Genomic DNA, 19,410 nt, shown 5'->3' with positions numbered 1-19,410 from the left:
GTGCGCGTCGGAATGAAAGGGGCAATCGATGAGCAACGATCTTCAACAGTTAATCGAAAACAACGCGCGCTGGGCAGAAGCCATCCTCGAGGAGGACCCGGACTTCTTTACCAAACTGGCCAAGCAGCAGGTGCCGGAATACCTCTGGATCGGTTGTTCGGATGCGCGCGTGCCCGCCAATGAGATCGTCGGTATGCTGCCGGGCGACCTGTTCGTGCACCGCAACGTCGCCAATGTGGTGCTGCATACGGACCTCAACTGCCTGTCGGTCATCCAGTACGCGGTCGACGTGCTCAAGGTGAAGCATATCCTCGTCACCGGCCACTATGGCTGCGGTGGCGTACGCGCTTCCATGCGCGATGATCAGCTTGGCCTCATTGACGGCTGGCTGCGTACCATCCGCGACCTCTACTACGAACACCGCGACCACATCGCCAGCTTCCCGACCGAAGAAGCGCAGGTCGATCGCCTCTGCGAGCTCAACGTCATCCAGCAGGTCGCCAACGTCAGCCATACCACTATCGTCCAGAACGCCTGGCACCGCGGCCAACCGCTGTCCGTGCATGGCTGCATCTACGGCATCAAGGACGGTATCTGGAAAGACCTCAATGTCACCATCAGTGGCCTGGATCAATTGCCGCCGCAATACCGCCTACGCCCGTTCCGGCCGGTCTGATGGCGACTCGTAACGCTTGGGCCTTCGCCGGCCTGCTGCTCGCTGTGCTCTGCTGGAGCGGTAACGCGTTGGTGGCGCGCGCCTTTCATGAAGCCATCCCGCCGCTTACCCTGGCATTCTGGCGCTGGCTGTTGGCGACCTGCCTGCTGCTGCCGTTTGTCGTGCGTTCAATCTGGGCTCATCGCGCGGCCCTGCGGGCTGCCAGCTGGCGCTTGCTGATCATCGCGGCGCTGGGCGTCAGCAGCTATAACTCGCTGCTGTATTCCGCCGCGCAAAGCACCGAAGCCATCAACCTGACGCTGGTGAATACCTGCCTACCGCTGTTCACTTTTATCGGTGGCGGATTATTGCTAGGTGAATGGCCGGCACGGCGCGCATGGTTCGGTATGGCCATCGCGGCGGGCGGTTTGATCTACCTGATCAGCCGCGGCAGTTGGGCGGCGTTCAGCAGCCTGTCGTTCCAGACGGGAGATCTGATCATGCTGGTGGCGGTGCTGGTCTGGGCGCTTTACACCCTGTCTCTGCGGCGTTGGGCCAAATTTCTTCAAGTGCCGCCACTGACGCTGCTGGGTGTGCTGATGTTGCTGGGCACACCGCTGATCCTGCCGTTCTACCTGTTCGAATTCAGTCACGTCGGCGGCTTCACGCCAAACCTGACCAACCTCAGCGTTATCGCCTACACCGCCATTTTTGCCTCGCTGGTCGCCTATCTATCCTGGAACCACGGCGTCAAAACCGTTGGCGCGGCGAAAGCGGCGATGGCGACCTATATGATGCCGGTCTTCACCGCGATTCTCGGCTGGCTGCTGCTGGGCGAGGGCCTGCAGACGTTCCACTGGATCGGCGGTGGCCTGATCTTCGCCGGCCTGCTGTTGGCGACACGGCCTGCAACGCGTCTGGCAGTTCGCTAGGGCACGCCAATGAAAAGCCCCGCATCGTGCGGGGCTTTGTTCATTTGCGCTTGTGATTGTCCGGATTGTCCTCGTCACTGCCGTTCATGCGCGTATGCGTGGGCTCCAGGCTGTGCCCGACAGGCTGCGTGCGCGTCGTATGGGCGGTATTGCCGATCTCGACCTCATCGGCCGTGTTCGCCAGCTCGTGGTCGCTCTTCTCGTGCGGCGTCGTCTTGTCGTCTTTGGCCATGTTGCACCTCGTCAGTTGTGAAGGGCTCACAAAGCTTTGAAACAGAGGGCAGGGCGATGTTCGCACCAGTGATCAGGTAATGGAGATTATTCTCAAAGCGCCTGGGCTCGGTATCCCTTGGCAAGCTGCCGCGCCAGAGCGATGAAATTCTGCAGCGCCGGCGACTGATTGAATTCGCGGCAAACCAACGTAAGCGGTGCGACCAGACGCGGACGAGCGCCGACGATGCGTCGGTAGACCACGCTTTCCCGATGGATGTCGCGCATGGAGGCCGGCACCACCGAGATGCCTTCACCGGCGGCGACTAGGCTGACATTTGTCAGCATGCGCTCCACCTCGAACGCCACCCTCGGCTCGAAGCCAGCCGCTTGGCAGGCATGCAACAGGTTGGCGTACATGCCTGGCGCGCCGGGGCGGCGAACGAGTATGAAGGGCTCGTCCCGTATCGCCAGCAATTCCACGGCCTGAGGGCGGTTAGCCAGCACGGGATGCCCGATCGGGACTACTAACAGCAGCTCTTCCACCAGCAGACGATGGAACTCGATTCCGGCGGGTCGGCTGACAGGTGCACGGAGGATTCCGACCTCCAATTGACCGGCACTGGCACGCTCGGTCAGGCGGCCGGCATTGCCCTCGTCCAGGGTGATCGCTACCGCCGGATACTGCTCGCGGTAGGCGCGGATGATCCGAGGAATCAGCGGATGCGCCGCCGCCGACGAGGTGAAGCCGATATTCAGCGTGCCCTCTACGCCCGTGGCGACGCGAGCGGCTCGGCGCGCGCCATCCTGCACCCGCGCCAGGATGGCCTTGGCTTCTTCGAGAAATACCGTGCCCCCGGTCGTCAGGTCCACGCCCTTGGGGTGGCGCTTGAACAGCTCGAAGCCGAGCTCGGTCTCCAGCGCGCGAATCTGCTGACTCAACGGCGGCTGCTGCATGTTCAAGCGTGCAGCGGCGCGGGTGAAGTGCCTCTCCTCGGCGACCATGACGAAATAACGGAGATGGCGAAGTTCCATATGACTTGAGTCCTGCTCGGTGCCCGTCAGTGCGTTTGAGTGACGGATCGCCTTGATGGGGTAGGATACGGGTTCTGAAGCGACTAACAGCCTGTTGAAAAACTGCCTACGTTGGCAATTCGTCGTTAAAAGCAGCCTCGGTTGCGAGCTCAGTCAGAATGCTGATTTAGGACACCAAACTCGTTCGCGAGCCCGGTCCGCTTCTTCGGCTGCTTTGACTCGTTGCACTCGCCCTTCGGGCCAGCCTTCGGCTGTTACTTCCGGTGGTCGTTGCGCCTCGTCTTGCCTGCCTCGTCTACGTTTTTCAACGGCCTGCTAAAACAACAACATCGCTCGGCGGCCCATGATTCTAGCCAAGCTGTACCGCAACGACACCGTACTCATCCTGATCGCGATTGCCCTCGGCCTGTCGCTTGGGATCGCTCGGCCGGAACTGGCCATCCAGATGAAGCCGCTCAGCGATGCCTTTCTCGGCGTGATCGGCCATGCGGTGCCGCTGGTGATGTTCGTGCTGGTCTCCTCTGCGGTGGCCGGCTTTGGTGAACGAGGCCAGAAAACCCACTGCGCCGGGCGCGTCCTGGTGTATTTCCTGCTGATGGCGGTGCTGTCGCTGGTCACCGGCGCGGTGGTGGCGATGCTGCTGACGCTCGGTCTTGATGCCGTGTCGTTTGCGGCATCGACGCCCCAACCGATGCGTGACCTGCCAACGGCGGTCCTGACCAGCCTGGCGCAAATCATCGGGCATACGGTCATTCTTCCCGTATTGCTGGCGGCTTTGCTGTTCGGCCTCGGACTTGGCTGGGCAGGCGATGCGGGTGAGGGATTGCGACACCGGTTGGAGCTGCTGGTGGGCTGGCTGCTTAAAGCATTGCGCATGGTGCTCCGGTTCGCGCCGCTGGCGGCGTTCGGCGCCATGGCATACACCGTCGGGCGGTACGGGCCGGCATCGGCCTGGCCGCTGCTCAAGTTCATCGGCACTGTTTATTTCGCCTGTTTGCTCTTTATCGTCGTTGCCCTGGGCTCAGTGGCTCGGCTTGCCGGCTTCGGGCTGTTTCGTCTTATCGCGTACATCAAGGCCGAACTCCTTCTGGTGGCGTTCACCGGGGCCTCGGTGGCGGCTGTACCGGGCCTGATCGAAAGGCTCGAACGCGCCGGATGTGATCGCCGCGTGGTACGACTGGTGCTCAGCACTGGCTACACCTTCAATCTCGCCGGTTCGAATATCTACGTGACGTGCGCCGCGGTATTTCTTGCCCAGCTCGCGGGGGTGGCTATGGACGGGACGCAGGTATTGATTCTGCTATTGATCGCCCTGCTGACTTCGCTGGGTTCGACCAGCGCGGCGGGCTCGGCCTTCCTGACTCTGACGGCCACGGTCGCGGGTCTGAATCTGGTGCCGCTGGAAGCGCTCGGGCTGTTGCTCGGCGTCGAGCGGCTGATGAAGTGTCGGTCCCTGACCAACGTGATCGGCAATGCGCTGGCGTGCGTGGTGATTTCGGCCTGGAGCGGAGCGCTGGATCGCAACGCATTGCGCGAGGCGCTGGTGCCTCGCCGGCAGGCAGCGTTTCCCGACACGGTGGCCGGGAAACGCTGAGGCGTGCAGCCCTTAGTTCTTCAACAGGGCGTTGAAGGCCTTGTCCAGCTCGGTTTCAGCCTTGGCAACCCGATCACGGCGCACCTTGGTCCAGTGCTGGTCGCCAGCTAGCGCCTGGTTGGCTTCATCAAGCATGCGCTTGACCTCCGCTGGCTGCGGCCCGCCGGTGCCGACACGGGTCTTGACCATGTTCTGCGGCGACAGCGTCGCGCGGAAGGCCGACTCGCTCAGCGGCAACGCGCGGGTTTTCCATTGGTACTTCTCCGCCGCCTTGGTGAACAACCGCTGCGCCTCGGCGTAGGGGAAGTTGGCCGGCACGAAGCCTTCCTTGCGCGCATGGCCTACCACCGCCGAGGCGAAGCTGTGACCGATACGGAAGGGCACCTTGTGCTCGCGCTCCAGGGTATCGGCCAGCTCCATCGAAGTGGTCCATTCCGCTTCCAGTTCTTCCAGCGCACGCTCCGGATTGATCACCAACGCGTCCACCACCTTGCCCGTGCGGACGAACATTTCGTGCGCACTATCGAACAGCCCGAGCCCGTCGAAGGCGAACTTGTAGTCCGTCATCCCTGTAGTCACGTTGTGCGCGCGCAGCGTGACGGTATGCGCGAGACCAACCACGTCCGAGGCCGACTCCCGCGCCCGCATGATCAAGCCGGGATTACGTTTCTGCGGCATGGCACTGCTGGTGTAGGTCGAACCCTCTTCGAGCAACATCCACGGGCGGATCTGGTGATACTGCGTATGGATGTCGCCCAGCATCGCGCCGATGCGGATCGCCGATGAAGAGGCAATTCCGGCGGCTTCAATGGGGATGTCATAGGTCGAAACCTGCCCGGCATCCAGCGAGTTTTCCCGCACGTCATCGAAGCCGAGCAGCTCGGACAGCCGCTCGCGGTTCAGCGGCCAACCGGAATTCGCCAGCACCGCCGTGCCCATGGGGCTGCGATTCAGGCGTTCGTACAGCTCGCGGATGCGCTGGGCGTCGCGTTCGAAAGCCGCCTCGTAAGCCAAAAGATAATGCGCATAGGTGATCGGCTGCGCCTGCACGCCATTGGTGTAGGCCGGGATCAGGGTGTCGACATTGTCTTTCGCCAGTTCCAGCAGCTTCGCGCGGGTATCGTTCATTGCATCGGTGTAATCCAACAACTGGCTGCGCAGCGTGGCGAGGCGATAGGTGGCGTACATGTCCTGACGGCTTCGGCCGGAGTGGATCAGCGAAGCTTGCGGGCCTATCTCGTCGATCATGATTCGCTCGATCTGCAGCACGTCACTGGGCTTCTTGCCGTCGGGTTTGCCGGCCTGATCGATGACGTGTTTAACGCCGCGGGCAATCTCACGGCCTTGCTGACGGCTGATGATTTTTTCTTCGGTCAACATGACGACAGAGGCCTTGTTGATACGGTTGACCCAGGTGAACTGGTCGTCGTGCTTACCTTGCTTGGCGCCGGAGCGATCGACCGTGGCGCCGATTTTTGCCGCCTCGGCCGCGCATTCGGCCGTGGTGCGGCAGGGCAGGTCGGACGTGTCCGCAGCCTGTACGGACAGGTGGCTGGCGCTCAGCGCGAACGCGACGGCCAGGGAAAGCAGCGTTTTTTGCGTGATCATGTTCATCTCCTGTTTAGCGACACCGTCACCCGTGCGAGTGACGGGATGGCATGGGGCGGGTTCGTTACAGCAGTGGCAGCGTGTAGCTGAGAATGAAGCGCGTCTGATCGATGTCGTTGCCCGTGCTCCGGTAGGTTCCGTTGCGCAACTTCACACCGAAGTTCTTCAGCGCGCCTTGTTGGAACACGTAGCCGATATCGGTATCGCGTTCCCACTCGCGGCCGTCGCGTCCGCCAGGGCCGTCGAAATCATCGCCACGCAGATAGCGCGTCATGAAGCTCAGCCCAGGAATGCCGATGGCGCCGAAGTCATAGTCGTAACGCACCTGCCAGGACTTCTCGCCAGGGCTGGCAAAGTCCGGCGAGATCATCACGTAGTTGACCAGATAGGAGTTGGTGCCATTGATGTGCGGGAAGCCCGTCTCGCCGTTCATCTTCTGAAACGCCGCACCGAACGCATGGCCGCCGAGCTGATAAGTGAACTTGGCGCCGAAGGCATCGTTGTCGACATTGGTGTTACCCGCCTCGGTGGAGCGGGCGAAGCGCAGATCACTCTTGATCGCCTGATCCTCGCCCAGCGGCAAGACGTGCACCAGGTTGAAGATGTGCTGCTTGTAGTTCTGATCCAGATGGCCGTAGTGGTAGCCCGTGGTCAGGTTCTTGTTCCAGCGGTAGCTGGCGCTGGCGAAATCGAACTTGTCGCTGGCCTGCCCGCCGCTTATGCCTTTACCTGATACCAGCATGTCGTCGTTGGCAGCGGAGTTGCGCAGACTGTTCTGGGTCAAACGGCCCGCGCTGAGCGTCAGCCCGTCGATCTCCTTTGAAGTCAGCATCCCGCCCCGGAAGGTCTGGGGCAGTAGGCGTGAATCGTTAGGTAGCACCGTCGGTAGCTTTGGCATCAGGGTGCCGACACGGACGATGGTCTTTGAATAGCGCAGCTTGGCCGCCGCGCCGAGCTGGCTGTATTCGTCCGGCGCCTTGTCGTCGCCCACCGGCAACAGCCCGGTGTTCTGCCGTTCCGGCCCTGAGTCGAGTTTTACGCCGAGCAGCCCGATCGCATCGATCCCGAACCCCACCGGACCCTCGGTGAAACCGGACTCGTAATTGAGCAGGAACCCCTGCGCCCACTCGTCGCGCTTCGACTGATTGGCGCCGTCCTGCCGGTAATCGGCGTTGTGGTAAAAGTTGCGCAGCTCCAGCGTTGCCTTGCTGTCCGCCAGAAACTCCGCCATGACCACACCCGGCAATCCCGCACCCAGCGCAGCAACCGCTATCGCCGCAGCGAGCGGCTTCGGTGACTTGAGCATCACTGTCTCCTGTTTATTCTTATTGGAGGTAGACGCTGCCGGTACAGGACCGGCAGCGTCTGAGCGATGCTAATTACCAACGCGTGGGATTAAAAATATATAGATCGTCTGATATGGATATCTATCAAGTATGGACGCGTGGATCGGACGATGCGGTTCCCTGTACTAAGTGAAGCACTCCCACATCTGAGATCCGAATAACTCAGCGCTTGCTATTGGCGCTGACCATGCGGCCCTTCATGGCCTCTTGCTTGACGATGTATTCGCCTACCAGCGGACGGCTCTTTAAGAAGTGCTCGGTGGTCTTGTGGTAAACGAAGGCCGATTCGTCGCGGTACAGCTCGTAGAGATACACCAGATCCGGGTCATTCAGATCCTGCACGACATCGAACACCAGGCAATCCGGCTCGTTCTGCACCGAAGCAGTGGCATTGACGCGCATAGCCTCCATGAAGTGAGCGAACGAGCCAGGCTTGAGCTGAGTTTTCAAAATGAGACAGTACATAAGCATCCTGTTTTGTTTTATGGTTGTGGCTTGATTGTATACAAAAAAGGATCAAGCCATGCCAACCCGTCCCGGCCGCCTGAATGGCCTGCGTCACCTGGCGCTTACTGCCCCGAACCTTGAAGAATGCGAACGTTTCTACGTCGACGTGCTGGGTATGGAAATCCTCAACCGTGCCAGCAAGGATCTTGTCTACCTGACCTGCGGCAACGACAACCTCTCTCTCGGCCGCGCACGGGAAAAAAGCAGCGGCATCCAGGCAATGGATCACTACGGCTTTATCGTCGATAGCCTCGACGAGCTACATGCTTGGTACGAATACCTGAAAGCGCAAGGCGTAACGCTGTTGGATCGCCCCTTCGCTCATAGCGACGGGGCGCATAGTTTTCATATGCTCGACCCGGCTGGGAATACCGTGCAGCCGCTTTATCATCCGGCGATATCGGGGCAGCGGCTGCGTTGAGGTGAAGCGCGAGCAGGGCTTGTAGCGGCGTTGGGCCGGGTGGCTATAGGCGATCAAACACTCCTGGCGAGATCGAACTGCGCCGCTGATGTGTTCGCCGCTACCAACACGGGGTGATTGACAGCGGAGTTGCGCGAGGTAGCGTGGGGCTTGGCAGCGGACAACAGCGGGATATTACAGAGGCAGCTTCCGGGGGCAGGTACAGGCGTTCTACCTTACTGTCTTGAGTAGATAGGCCTCTAGAAAAACCGAGGCCAAAGCACGTGCATCCAACCCAGCGACTTAACTCAGTGCCGTAGCTTGCTCCGATTGCTGAACTACGACGTTGGGCATTTCCATTCGCACGCTCTCGCGATATTGCTCAGCTGGCGCTTCGTGACTGACCTCGACGGCGGCGTCGTAATTCTCCCGAATGACAGCCTCGATCTCGGCAATATTTGCGCGGAAGAATTCTTTTCTCCCGTTGACCTTGTTGAGCCGGCCTGCGGCAAAGCGCTCGTGCAGTTTCGCTTCCAATGCAGGTGCGTTATCTGAGAAGACCATCGCATGCACGTCAAACCAGAACGGCACTGATGCGTCGCCCAGCTCATCGACGCGGGCCATCGGCTCGAGACGGCGAGTCATACCGATTTTGTATATACCCTCCCCGAATGCCCCTATGTTAGATATCACGTATACATACCCCGCCTTCGCATTTTGTTCACGATAGTCAATGAGCTTCTCTTCGCCTTCTAGCGCCGCTCGTCCCGCTTCAACTTCAACCAGCTTCGCCAAGATAGTTGTGCGTTCCTCCTCGGATTCTGCTTTGTCCAGGCGAGCCTGGAGATCACGAATAGCGGCTGCAAAATGTTTGTGCTCCTTAGCGATCTTCTCCCGGGCTGCGCGAATCTCCTGCTCTAATTTTTGCTGTTCCCGCAGCTCCTCTCGGGCTCGCTTGGCCTCTTCCTTTTCCTCTTGCTTCTTGATTTGAAACTCTTGGGCAAGGTGCAGCTCATCGATTTTGAGGTTCAGGTATTTGCGTGATATCTCCACGTCCATAATCTTGCCTAGGCGGTTGCAGGCTTCGAACGACTTGAGGATTCGCTTTTTGCCCAGTTCAACATTGTCGAACTTAACGTTATCCACGCAGTAATCTGCTTCGTTGTTGAACGACCGGATCACCAATCTAATCATGTCGGTTACGAGCTTACGTCCCTGAGCCTGACTACCATTGACCGTCCAGGCCATGTTCCCGGTGGCAGCTGCGCCGGCTTTGATCATTGCCTTCTGGTGTTCACGGACACCGTCCAGCCGGGACTTGTATTCATGGCTGGCGTTCAGCTTGAACTTAGGTTCATAGAGCGCGAAGCTCTCCAGAAGAAGCGTTTCCTCCCATACAAGGATCTGCCCTTGTAAATAGGAGGAGCGTTGCGCCAGCGCTACCACCTCTTGCTCGGCGCTTTGAATCTCCTGGCGTACCGCGGCAAGCTTCGCTTTCTCTTGCTCAATCAGAGCCCGGACTTCTAGCACGTCCATGGCGCCGATCTTCCTGTTAAGCGCTTGCAGTTGCGCATAGCGCGCCTGCAGGTCCGTAAGTTGGATATCTAGATCATCCGCGCGCTGACGATGTGCCGGTCCGTTCCAATAGTCACTAAGGGACATAGGTTCCTTCCTCGTTGCTGAATCGAAAAGATGCTTAGTCTTGAGCGCCAATCTGGAGCCTTTATAGCGCAACCGAGCGGCGAGAGTTGCCCCGCAATTGTCTATAGCCGGAAGCAGAATGACACCCACCCAGGCGACTCAGGGATAAGGTAAAGTCGACCCAATGTCGCAGTGCCACTATCTATGACGAGATAGGTTTAGCAATCTGATTTAGTGGGCAACTGTGAAATCAGAAAGATCAAGACGTTGAGGGCAAGGAGGTTGGAGTGAGCGAATACCAGGGCATGCGCTGGTTCAAAATGGACTTCCAGGTCCAGACGCCGGAGGACAATCGACACTGGGCTGATGATGATATGCGCCTGTTAAGCCCACGCAGGCCAATGCAAGACGGCGAGCCCAACGAGAACGATATCCAATGCAAGGCCAAGCGCTTTTTGCATCGGTGCCACGCGTTGGAGCTCGAGGCAATCGGTATCACCGATCACAATTTTTCCGAGAAGACAGAGCCGCGCGATTGGTTTCTTACCCACCTTATCGAGCAGAACAAGACTGTTGCCAGGGAGCTGGGTCGTCCGCCGCTCTGCATTCTGCCGGGCTTTGAGGTAGATATCGGCTACCACGTGCTGTGTCTGTTTGAGCCTGCCACCAAGGTGAGTCACCTGCGGCGGGTAAACATGATTCTGATCAAATTGGGGCTGGCGGAGAATCAGCGCTTTCGTGCTGGTATGCCCACTGCATTGCGGCGGGGGGACGAGGCAATTAGCCTGAAGACCTTGCTGGACATAGTGCAGAAGGATCATGGCGGCATAGTGATTGCCGCGCACGCTGATCAGCAAGATGGCTTGCTTTCAGCCGCCCGTAATATCGATGACTACAAGCTGCCAGGGCTTTTGGCTCTTGAGGTGACAGGTTATCCAATGTCCGAGAAATACCGCTCGATATTGGAGGGGCGTAACAAGGACTGGTCGCGTGTTGGACGGCAACCCGCATACGTACGGTCGTCGGATGCAAAGTCGCTGAAAGTAGATGTTGAAGGTAATCCTTTCCAAAATGCTTTGGGCTACCGCCACACTTGGGTCAAGTCTTCAAAGCCCTCGATCAGCTCGCTCCGTCAGGCTTTTCTCGACGGTAAATCGCGGCTTCGCCTACAAGAAGCCCGCCCCTCAGACGAGCAAACGCACCCGCGAATCGTTTTTCTGAGATGCCGTGGTTTCAAGTTTCTCGCTGATCAGGAGATTTATTTTTCACCGAATCTCAATACGTTGATTGGCGGGCGGGGCACGGGCAAGTCTACTGCGCTTGAGCTATTGCGGTTCACGTTCGGCCGCGATCAAGGGGATTCCTTTTCTGCTTCTACCCGGGCGAAATTCGAGCGGGTGAAAGCGACCTTTACAGATGATGCGGAAGTTCAGGTGGGTTGGGAGAGCATTCCAGGCCAAGTGGATGTCATCTCACTGAAGCCGCGAGAAGGGCATGTGTTAGTTCAGGGAGAGGCGCATGACCTCGGGATATTTCTCCGGCAGCTTCCCGTGCAGTTTTATAGCCAACAGCAACTCAGTGAGCTCACGGGTATAAATGGCGGGGACAGCCTACTGGAAATGATCGATGAAGCTTGCTCCGTTGAACTCCAAGGGCTGAAAGGCCAGGAGGACACGCTGCGAGCGGAGATCCAGCAGCTTTTTGCGGGTATGGATCAGATTGGTGCTTTGACCGAAGAGATCAGGGTCCTCAAGCAGGAGGTCCAGGAGCTTAATCGACAATGGAAAGCCCGGAGTGAGGTTCAAGAGGAAGCGCAGCAGTATCAATACGCAGAATCAGCTCGGCGTTACGTCGAACAAGTTCGTACTCAGATCAATGAGGACATTCAGCGGTTTGCGCTGCTAGCTGAAGATCTGTCTTCTCGGGGAGTGCTCAATAACAGTCAAGTGCAGGTCTGGCCCAAACCGGAGTGGTTTAATGAGTTCACCCGCGAGGCTGTCAAAATACGGGAGGGATACCAAGCGCAGGTAGCCGCGTTGGCCGCTCAGCTTCGGCAAGATGCGACCAAGCTCTTTAACTACGGCGATGGTTGGGATCTGGTTTCGCGGGAGCTGGAGGGCACCAAGGGGGCGTTTCTTCTGGCTTGTCGCGAGCGAGGGCTGCAGCCACAGGATGTGGCGCGGCTGCAGGAGATCGATAAAACTCGTCAGGCCAAGCTGCAGTCACTGCAGAAGAAGGAGGAGCGTCTCGGTGCGCTTGCTCCGCAACGCGACCGTTTAGATAACGCCCTGGAGGAAATGAGCGCACTGTGGGGCCGGCAGTTTGCCGTTCGAGAGAGAACGGCCCTTGAGATCAACGAAAGGGCTCAAGGCTCTATTCGTGTGGTCATCCAGCAAATGGCAGACGCCGTGGGATTTCTCCAGGCTTGGGGTCTCATGGCGCCCGATGGCCGCAGCCGCTTGGGACGAGCTTGGGAGTACATTGGCAAGATATTGTTTGAAAGCTTCTCACAGCATCAGCAGGCGACGCAGCAGGCAGCAGACTCGCCTTGGCTGCATATTCGTGAGGTGATGGCTGAGCGACGCGAGTTGCCGCTGGCCCTGCTGGAATACAAAGACGAGCTAAAGAGCTACGTGAAAGGTCAGACAGAGTTTTGGCGAATCGCTCGACTGACACGGGTCGAGGAGCGCGTCGATATTGAACTGTATCGGGCTGACAAAACGTTTGTTGGCAGCGTGCAGAGCCAGGCTTTGTCAGAGGGGCAGCGAAACACGGCGGTATTGAACTTGCTGCTGGCAAAGGGGGAGGGACCGATTGTTATCGACCAGCCAGAGGATGAGCTGGATTCCAACTTCATTTATCGCGAATTGGTGCCTTTGCTACGCAAAGTAAAGAACCAGCGCCAGCTGATCCTGGCCACGCACAACGCCAACCTTCCCGTGAATGCTGACACCGACCTGGTGTATGCCTTAGAGGTAACCAAAGGAAGGGGCACGAAGTTGGCAGCAGGTGGTTTGGATCGGGCTGATACGGCCACAGCGGTGCTGGACATTATGGAAGGATCTGCAGAGGCTTTTAAGCGCCGATTCGACAAGTACCATTTCTAGGGACAACGCGTAACTACGTGATAGCGCCATCAGACTTCATGTGGTTCGGTACTCCTTGGCAAGTTTTGGTCGCTTTGTCGGCACGGTTGCACCTTCGTCCGCTGCTCCTGCACATAATCAGGTGCCTGCATTTGGCCTCCACGGTGCATTGATCTGCAAATCCCCAACAAGCACCTGCGCCGCAACCATCCAAACCACCGCACCCATCAACCCCAACGACAGATGCCCAACCACGATGCCAATGGCAATCTGTTTCCAGAGCCCGGCGTGTTGATTGGATGAAGGATTAGCGGCGGTGCGATAGGGCGTTTCGCGCTCGGCTCGGATGTTGTCGAAGTCGTCTCTCATGGTGCGCTCTCGATGCTGTTTGGCTAAACGGCGGGCACAAAAAAGGGCTCAGCTTTCGCTGAACCCTTTTTAAATTTGGTGGCTACGCAGGGACTTGAACCCCGGACCCCAGCATTATGAATGCTATGCTCTAACCAACTGAGCTACGTAGCCAAGTGGCGCGCATTATTCGCGTCGCGCCTGTGGCTGTCAACCCTCCTTCCGTGATTTTTCGTCCGTCTATCAAATGCTTATGCTGCGCCACCGGTTGGCCCTTGGCGCATGCGTGGTGGCGCATCCGTTTTGCTGCCGATCAGTCCCACTTGGGCGCGAAGCCGGGGTTGGCCAGGCGTTCGTTGCGATCCAGCGTGGCGATCTGCTGCATTTCTTCATCGGTCAAGCGCAGCGCCTGAGCCGCAAGGTTGGCGACGAGGTTTTCGCGTTTAGTGGAGGAGGGGATGACGGCGAAGCCTTGTTGCAGCAGCCAGGCGAGGGCGACTTGCGCGGGGCTGGCGTTGTGGCTTTCGCCGATGCGTTGCAGTACCTCGTCCTGCATCACCTTGCCGTAGGCCAGCGGCATATAAGCAGTGATGTGGATGCCATGGCTGCGGGCGAAGTCGACCACCTTGCGGTTCTGCAGGAAGGGATGTGCCTCGACCTGATGGGTGGCGATGTTCTCGGCGCCGATGGCATCGATGGCCTGCTGCATATGGGCGATGGTGAAGTTGGAGATGCCGATGGCGCGGGTCAGACCGCGCTCTTTGGCTTCCATCATGCGGGCCAGATAGTCGGCGACCGCCAGTTCATCGTTCGGCGAGGGCCAGTGCACCAGGGTAAGGTCGACCTGCTGTAGGCGCAGTTTGCTCAGGCTTTCCTCAAGGCTGGGAATCAACCGATCGGCGCCGAAGTTGGCGGTCCAGACCTTGGTGGTGACGAACAGCTCCTCACGCGGCACACCGCTCTCGGCAATGGCCTGGCCGACTTCAGCTTCGTTCTCGTAGATCTGCGCGGTGTCGATGTGGCGATAGCCGAGCTCGAGGCCCATTTTCACAGAATCGATAACTTGCTGGCCCTTGAGGCGGAAGGTGCCGAGGCCGAAAGCGGGAATGGTCATTAAATTCTCCTGTGTGATTGATCAATGCGAGGCGGCGAAGGCCGAGTCTTGCGTGTCGCTGCCGGGGCTCGTGTCGAGGCTATCCAGCCGGCCGCTCCAATACGTGAGGGCCAGGGCGATCAGTACGACCAGCGAGCCGATCCAGGCGGTATGGATCAGCCCGATGGACGCGACGATATGTCCGCCGAGCCATGCGCCACCGGCGATGCCAAGGTTGAATGCAGCGATGTTCAGGCCCGAGGCGACGTCCACGGCGTTCGGCGTGTAGTGCTCGGCCTGGCGTACCACATAGACCTGCAGGCCAGGGACGTTGCCAAACGCGACCGCGCCCCAGAACAAAACCGTCGCCAGCGCCAGCCAGGGGTTGGCCGCAGTAAAGGTGAGCGTGAAGAGCACGGCGGCCAGCAGCGCAAAAATCAACTTCAGGGCGCTGATCGGCCCGCGACGGTCGGCCAGTTTGCCGCCCCAGATATTGCCCACCGCCACCGAGACGCCATAAACCAACAGCACCAGGCTCACCGCGCCATCACCGAAGCCGCTGATCTCCTGCAGGATCGGCGCGAGGAAGGTGAAGGCGATAAAGGTGCCGCCGTAGCCGACCGCAGTCATCGCGTAGACCAACAGCAGACGCGGCTGTTTCAGGACGGCCAGTTGCTGGACGATGGAGGCGGGTTTGCTGTGCTGAATGGTGCGTGGCACGAAGATCAGGCTGCCGATAAAAGCGATCACACCAAGCAGCGACACGGCGAGAAAGGTCTCGCGCCAGCCGAACTGCTGGCCGATAAAGGTGCCCAGCGGCACGCCAGTGACCAGGGCGACGGTGAGCCCGGTGAACATGATGGCGATGGCGCTCGCGGCTTTCTCTTTCGAGACCAGGCTGGTGGCGATGGTCGAGCCGATGGAGAAGAACACGCCGTGTGCGAGGCCGGTGACGATGCGCGCCAGAATCAATGACTCATAACCCGGCGCCTGCCAGGCCAGTAGATTGCCGGCGGTGAACAGCACCATCAACGACAGCAACAACAGCTTGCGCGGCACCTTACCGGTCAAGGCGGTGAGCAGCGGGGCGCCGACCGCGACGCCAAGTGCGTAGAGACTGACCAGCAGCCCAGCGGAGGGCAGGCTGACGCCGAGGTCACCGGCGATGGTGGGGATGAGGCCGACGATGACGAACTCCGTCGTGCCGATGGCGAATGCGCTGAGGGTTAGCGCGAGCAGAGCGATGGGCATGAGATGAAACTCCGGTTGGATTGCATGCCGCGCAGTGTGTACTGCAGACTCATGCGGAAAAACCGGGTCTCAGGCCAAACATAATTGACTGCGAGTCACAGATGAAAACCACGCTCGACGAGTTGCAGGCCTTCACGGCGGTCATTGATACCGGCTCGATATCCAGCGCCGCGGTGCAGTTGGGGCAAACCGCTTCGGGCGTCAGCCGTGCATTGAGTCGGCTCGAAACAAAACTTGCGACCACATTGCTGCGCAGGACGACGCGGCGTTTGGAGCTGACCGAGGAGGGCGCGGCCTTTCTGGCCCAGGCGAAACGGATTCTTGAAGCGGTGGAAGAAGCCGAGGAGCAGATGTCGCGGCGCCTGCAGCGCCCGGCTGGGCGGCTACGGGTCAATGCCTCCGCTCCGTTCATGCTGCATGTGCTGGTGCCGCTGATTGGCGGGTTTCGTGATCGTTATCAGGACATTGAACTGGAACTGCACAGCAGCGACCAGATTATCGACCTGCTGGAACATCGCACCGACCTGGCGCTGCGCCATGGCCCGCTGCGTGATTCCACCCTGCATGCTCGGCCGCTGGGGCGCAGTCGGATTCGTGCCGTGGCCAGCCCGGACTATCTGGCGCAGCGCGGCATGCCGCAGCAGGTCGAGGACCTGGCGAAGCACAGTCTGATCGGCTTCACCCAGCCGGAAAGCCTCAACCATTGGCCGCTGCGTCATCCGCTCGGCGAAGCCTGGCCCATCGTGCCGAGCGTCTGGGCATCGAGCGGTGAAACCGTGAGGCATCTGGCGCTCGCCGGCCAGGGCATTGCCTGTTTGTCGGACTTCATGACTGCGCGCGATCGCGCCGAAGGCGCGTTGGTCGAGGTGCTGGCCGAGGCGAACGTCAGGGTGCTTCAGCCGATCCATGCGGTGTACTACCGCAATACAGCGCTCGCCGCGCGCATCACCTGTTTCCTTGACTACCTGAGCGAGTGCTTGGGCGAGCAGGAGTGGACACGCTAGGGACGACCGGGCCGAACCATGCCAGCCCGGGCCTGCCTAACGCAGCAGGCACACCTGCGAGGAGATCCTCATGATCAGCACTATCCTTCCAAGCGATCCGCCGCTGTATCCCTGGCTAGCGGACGAATCGCCTCTGAACGACCTCGACGACGCCGAAAGTGACACCGAGCTGGACGACGGCGGCGTTTTGCCGGACGAAGTGCTCGAACAGCTGGAGAAAGAGCCGCCGCCACCGGACCCGATGCCGGATCCGGGCGTGATGTAACCGTTGGACGCTTGGTGGCTCATCGATGTCAGTGATTCGATCTGTCCTAACGCGGGATCGTCCGATAGTTCGTGACCGCGACAGTTAGGCACCATCAAGCGCAGCGCACGTCAGTATCTGTGCCGCGCTCTGATGCTTGGGTTTCACGTATTCGCCGTTTCTCACCTGCCAGGCAGCGCTGCGGCGCTTGCCGACGCGACGTTATATAGAGCGCCTTGTGGATCGCCCCAGGATTTTATATAGGCATGCTGTCGAGAGGCTTTGCGGCGAGCATACTGATGACGCTTCTGTCAGGCGTGGCGGTCATTTTATTTCAGGAAGGCCGGCCTTCGCATTCATGCCAGCGTGACGGGATTCTATGCGGCGAATACTGCGTCCGCCTTAGGCGGTGCAGGCGCCGTCGTGAGCAAGCACACCAACTTCTTTCCGAATCGATACGCAGCCTTCCGGCTGTCTGCGTAACAATGCCCTTCCTTCTCAAGAGACGTAACGCATGAACAGGCGGTTATTGGTTGGCGTGCTGCTGATTGGCTTGCATGTGTTTGTCGGCGTCACGCTGATTCCGGATTTATCGCTTGGACTGCCCGGCAGTGTTTTGGCGTGGGCCTATCTCGCGCTTTCGGCCGTGCTGATGCGCTATGGCGTGCTGGTACGAGGTTCGGGCAGTGCGTTGTTGGCGTGGTCCGGGTTGCTGGCCATGGGGATCTTCTCCAGCCTGGCGGTATTCTCGCTGCTGCGTGCGTTCGCGTTGGCGCTGGCATCGTTGTTGGGCTGGGAGCCGGCTGGCTTCGCGCATGGCTCGGCACTGGCTGTAATGGTTGCGGTTGTGGCGGTGACGCTGTTCGGCGTGCTGAATGCGCGGCGCACGGCCCGGGTGGTCGAGCGAGACATCGTCTTGCGAGATCTGCCCGCCGCGCTGGAGGGGTTCAGCATCGTGCAGCTCAGCGATATCCATGTCGGTCCGACGATCAAGCAGGGGTATATCGATGCGATCGTGAAACGGGTCAACGGACTCTCGCCTGATCTGATCGTCATCACGGGCGACCTGGTAGACGGCAGCGTTGCCGACCTGGCCGACGACATCGCCCCGCTGGCTCAGCTAAGCGCGCGTCACGGCGTCTACGTGGTGACCGGCAATCACGAGTATTACTCCGGTGCAGACAGTTGGATCGCCGAATTCAAACGGTTGGGTATGTTGGTGCTGCTCAATCGTCATGTTCAGCTCGAGCACGACGACGCCAGACTTGTGTTAGCGGGCATCGCTGACTATTCGGCCGAACTGTTCCGGCCTAGCCACCGGAGCGATCCGGTCGCGGCGTTCGCCGGTGCGCCCAGCGATGTGCCGCGCATTCTGCTGGCACATCAACCGCGCTCGGCCAAGGCCGCGCTGGAGGTGGGCTGCGACCTGCAGCTTTCCGGCCATACGCACGGCGGGCAGTTTTGGCCGTGGATGCACTTCGTACGTTGGCAACAGCCGTGGGTAGCAGGCCTGCAGCGCGTCGAGGAGATGCAGATCTATATCAGCCGCGGCACCGGTTACTGGGGGCCGCCGCTGCGCTTTGGCGCCCCATCAGAGATCACTCGGATCAGCCTGGTTAGCGCCACATAGCGGGCTGACATCGCATCAACTGGCCAGCAACTCGCGGTGCAGCAGGACGTAATCCTGGCCTTCCTGTTGTCCGCGGCGTAAGGGATTGCGCGTGCAGTGCGCGGCAAAGCCCGCATCGACGAAACGGTACGGGAGGTGCTCGTCGCGACCGGTTGGAATGCCCAGGCGCGTGGTCTGGACGATGTCCGGACGGGCGCCGATGTCGTCCACCCGCAAGCGGGTCGGGTCCATGCGTTGGGCGTTCCATTGCGTGACAGTCAGGCCCAGCGCCTTGCACAGCAGTGTCTGGCCGGAGCAGAGGCGGGTGAGCGGACGAGGTCCGCCGGCAGCGGCTGGGCTGTTGCTGCGCATACGCTCGATGGATTCCTCGCAGGACAGCGAATCGACCCAGGGGTAGCCGGCCTTGATGCACACCGCGTTGCCTTCGCCTTGCACGCTGAAGTTCAGCGAATCGCCACCGCGCGAATAATAGAGGTAGAGGTGCCCGGCGGGCATGAACATCGCCCGCCGCGACGGACTGTAGCCGAGCGAGGAATGGCTGGCCTTTTCGTCGACGTAGTAGGCCTCGGTCTCGATGATGCGAGCCGACAACCAGAGCCCATCGACGCAATGCCGAATCACGGTGCCCAGCAGATCCTGAGCGACGATCTGCGCGTCCCGGTTGAAAAAGGCGTCGTCGAGATGCTGTATCGGTGGTTCGGTGAGGCTGTTCATCGCTACTCCGGCTTCGGCAAGTCTGCCTGTTCCGACCGCGTAAACGGGGCGAATATTCCCCAACCGATGAATGGTTCCCGTGCCGGTCGTCAGACAGATGTTGAAGTCAGGC

At 59.8% G+C, this 19,410-nt stretch carries 18 protein-coding genes and 1 tRNA gene; 8 read left to right on the top strand and 11 right to left on the bottom strand.

Translation table 11 applies throughout. The features are described 5' to 3' along the window. Window positions 1–28 precede the first annotated feature (28 nt). Together can and CH92_RS16240 are read left to right on the top strand one after the other, a co-directional pair. Complete coding sequence (gene can / locus CH92_RS16245) at window positions 29–676, top strand: carbonate dehydratase (RefSeq protein WP_025242826.1); 648 nt, start codon at window positions 29–31, stop codon at window positions 674–676. Then, on the top strand, window positions 676–1,587 hold the full coding sequence (locus tag CH92_RS16240) for a DMT family transporter (protein ID WP_025242825.1): 912 nt from the start codon (window positions 676–678) through the stop codon (window positions 1,585–1,587). The genes can and CH92_RS16240 overlap by 1 nt, the downstream gene beginning before the upstream one ends. A gap of 40 nt (window positions 1,588–1,627) precedes the next feature. Here the strand turns inward: CH92_RS16240 and CH92_RS16235 are convergent, their stop codons facing one another. Beyond that, window positions 1,628–1,819, bottom strand: a complete 192-nt coding sequence (locus CH92_RS16235) for a hypothetical protein (protein WP_025242824.1) — start codon at window positions 1,817–1,819, stop codon at window positions 1,628–1,630. A 92-nt stretch (window positions 1,820–1,911) separates the two neighbouring features. Then, window positions 1,912–2,832, bottom strand: coding sequence for a LysR family transcriptional regulator (locus CH92_RS16230; protein WP_025242823.1), 921 nt, complete (start codon window positions 2,830–2,832; stop codon window positions 1,912–1,914). 343 nt (window positions 2,833–3,175) lie between these two features. Here CH92_RS16230 and CH92_RS16225 point away from each other — a divergent pair, with 343 nt between their 5' ends. Continuing rightward, window positions 3,176–4,426, top strand: a complete 1,251-nt coding sequence (locus CH92_RS16225) for a cation:dicarboxylate symporter family transporter (protein ID WP_080690011.1) — start codon at window positions 3,176–3,178, stop codon at window positions 4,424–4,426. Window positions 4,427–4,438: 12 nt separating this feature from the next. Here the strand turns inward: CH92_RS16225 and CH92_RS16220 are convergent, their stop codons facing one another. The 3 genes from CH92_RS16220 to CH92_RS16210 all read right to left on the bottom strand — a co-directional run bounded on the left by CH92_RS16220 (window position 4,439) and on the right by CH92_RS16210 (window position 7,845). Beyond that, entirely contained in the window at window positions 4,439–6,034 is a 1,596-nt protein-coding gene (locus CH92_RS16220) for an argininosuccinate lyase (protein ID WP_025242821.1), read from the bottom strand. Between the two features lie 64 nt (window positions 6,035–6,098). After that, on the bottom strand, window positions 6,099–7,340 hold the full coding sequence (locus tag CH92_RS16215; protein ID WP_025242820.1) for an OprD family porin: 1,242 nt from the start codon (window positions 7,338–7,340) through the stop codon (window positions 6,099–6,101). A 202-nt stretch (window positions 7,341–7,542) separates the two neighbouring features. Further along, window positions 7,543–7,845: a putative quinol monooxygenase gene (locus tag CH92_RS16210; protein WP_025242819.1), complete on the bottom strand. Its 303-nt coding sequence runs from the start codon at window positions 7,843–7,845 to the stop codon at window positions 7,543–7,545. A 58-nt stretch (window positions 7,846–7,903) separates the two neighbouring features. On the opposite strand from CH92_RS16210, the gene CH92_RS16205 reads away from it, so the two are divergent. Then, entirely contained in the window at window positions 7,904–8,308 is a 405-nt protein-coding gene (locus CH92_RS16205) for a VOC family protein (RefSeq protein WP_025242818.1), read from the top strand. A 282-nt stretch (window positions 8,309–8,590) separates the two neighbouring features. On the opposite strand, the gene CH92_RS16200 is transcribed toward CH92_RS16205, so the two are convergent. Beyond that, window positions 8,591–9,949, bottom strand: a complete 1,359-nt coding sequence (locus CH92_RS16200; RefSeq protein ID WP_025242817.1) for a DUF4041 domain-containing protein — start codon at window positions 9,947–9,949, stop codon at window positions 8,591–8,593. 266 nt (window positions 9,950–10,215) lie between these two features. Between CH92_RS16200 and CH92_RS16195 the strand changes: the two genes are divergently transcribed. Further along, window positions 10,216–13,035 (top strand): TrlF family AAA-like ATPase, encoded by a 2,820-nt coding sequence (locus CH92_RS16195; RefSeq protein WP_025242816.1) that lies wholly within the window; start codon window positions 10,216–10,218, stop codon window positions 13,033–13,035. Between the two features lie 117 nt (window positions 13,036–13,152). Here CH92_RS16195 and CH92_RS16190 read toward each other — a convergent pair whose 3' ends face one another. The 4 genes from CH92_RS16190 to CH92_RS16175 all read right to left on the bottom strand — a co-directional run bounded on the left by CH92_RS16190 (window position 13,153) and on the right by CH92_RS16175 (window position 15,706). Continuing rightward, window positions 13,153–13,383 (bottom strand): hypothetical protein, encoded by a 231-nt coding sequence (locus CH92_RS16190; protein ID WP_025242815.1) that lies wholly within the window; start codon window positions 13,381–13,383, stop codon window positions 13,153–13,155. Window positions 13,384–13,459: 76 nt separating this feature from the next. Continuing rightward, window positions 13,460–13,536: transfer RNA gene (locus CH92_RS16185), tRNA-Met, on the bottom strand. A 139-nt stretch (window positions 13,537–13,675) separates the two neighbouring features. Beyond that, entirely contained in the window at window positions 13,676–14,476 is an 801-nt protein-coding gene (gene dkgB, locus CH92_RS16180) for a 2,5-didehydrogluconate reductase DkgB (protein WP_025242814.1), read from the bottom strand. Between the two features lie 21 nt (window positions 14,477–14,497). After that, a complete protein-coding gene (locus CH92_RS16175; RefSeq protein ID WP_025242813.1) occupies window positions 14,498–15,706 on the bottom strand; it encodes an MFS transporter in 1,209 nt (402 codons plus the stop codon). Between the two features lie 101 nt (window positions 15,707–15,807). Between CH92_RS16175 and CH92_RS16170 the strand changes: the two genes are divergently transcribed. From CH92_RS16170 to CH92_RS16160, 3 genes are all read left to right on the top strand, one after another. Beyond that, window positions 15,808–16,710 carry a LysR substrate-binding domain-containing protein gene (locus CH92_RS16170; protein WP_025242812.1) on the top strand — a complete coding sequence of 301 codons (903 nt, stop codon included), beginning with the start codon at window positions 15,808–15,810 and terminating at the stop codon, window positions 16,708–16,710. A 70-nt stretch (window positions 16,711–16,780) separates the two neighbouring features. Further along, window positions 16,781–16,975, top strand: coding sequence for a hypothetical protein (locus CH92_RS16165; protein WP_025242811.1), 195 nt, complete (start codon window positions 16,781–16,783; stop codon window positions 16,973–16,975). 493 nt (window positions 16,976–17,468) lie between these two features. Then, a complete protein-coding gene (locus tag CH92_RS16160; RefSeq protein WP_025242810.1) occupies window positions 17,469–18,584 on the top strand; it encodes a metallophosphoesterase in 1,116 nt (371 codons plus the stop codon). A gap of 15 nt (window positions 18,585–18,599) precedes the next feature. Here CH92_RS16160 and CH92_RS16155 read toward each other — a convergent pair whose 3' ends face one another. Continuing rightward, the gene (locus CH92_RS16155; RefSeq protein ID WP_025242809.1) at window positions 18,600–19,298 is read right to left on the bottom strand and encodes a DNA-3-methyladenine glycosylase; all 699 of its coding nucleotides are present in this window, start codon (window positions 19,296–19,298) and stop codon (window positions 18,600–18,602) included. Window positions 19,299–19,410 lie beyond the last annotated feature (112 nt).

It is taken from the genome of Stutzerimonas stutzeri, assembly GCF_000590475.1.
GTDB classification, from domain to species: Bacteria; Pseudomonadota; Gammaproteobacteria; order Pseudomonadales; family Pseudomonadaceae; genus Stutzerimonas; species Stutzerimonas stutzeri_D.
The sequence above is the reverse complement of the archived record's forward strand: the minus strand, read 5'-3'. Positions and strand labels throughout refer to the sequence as shown.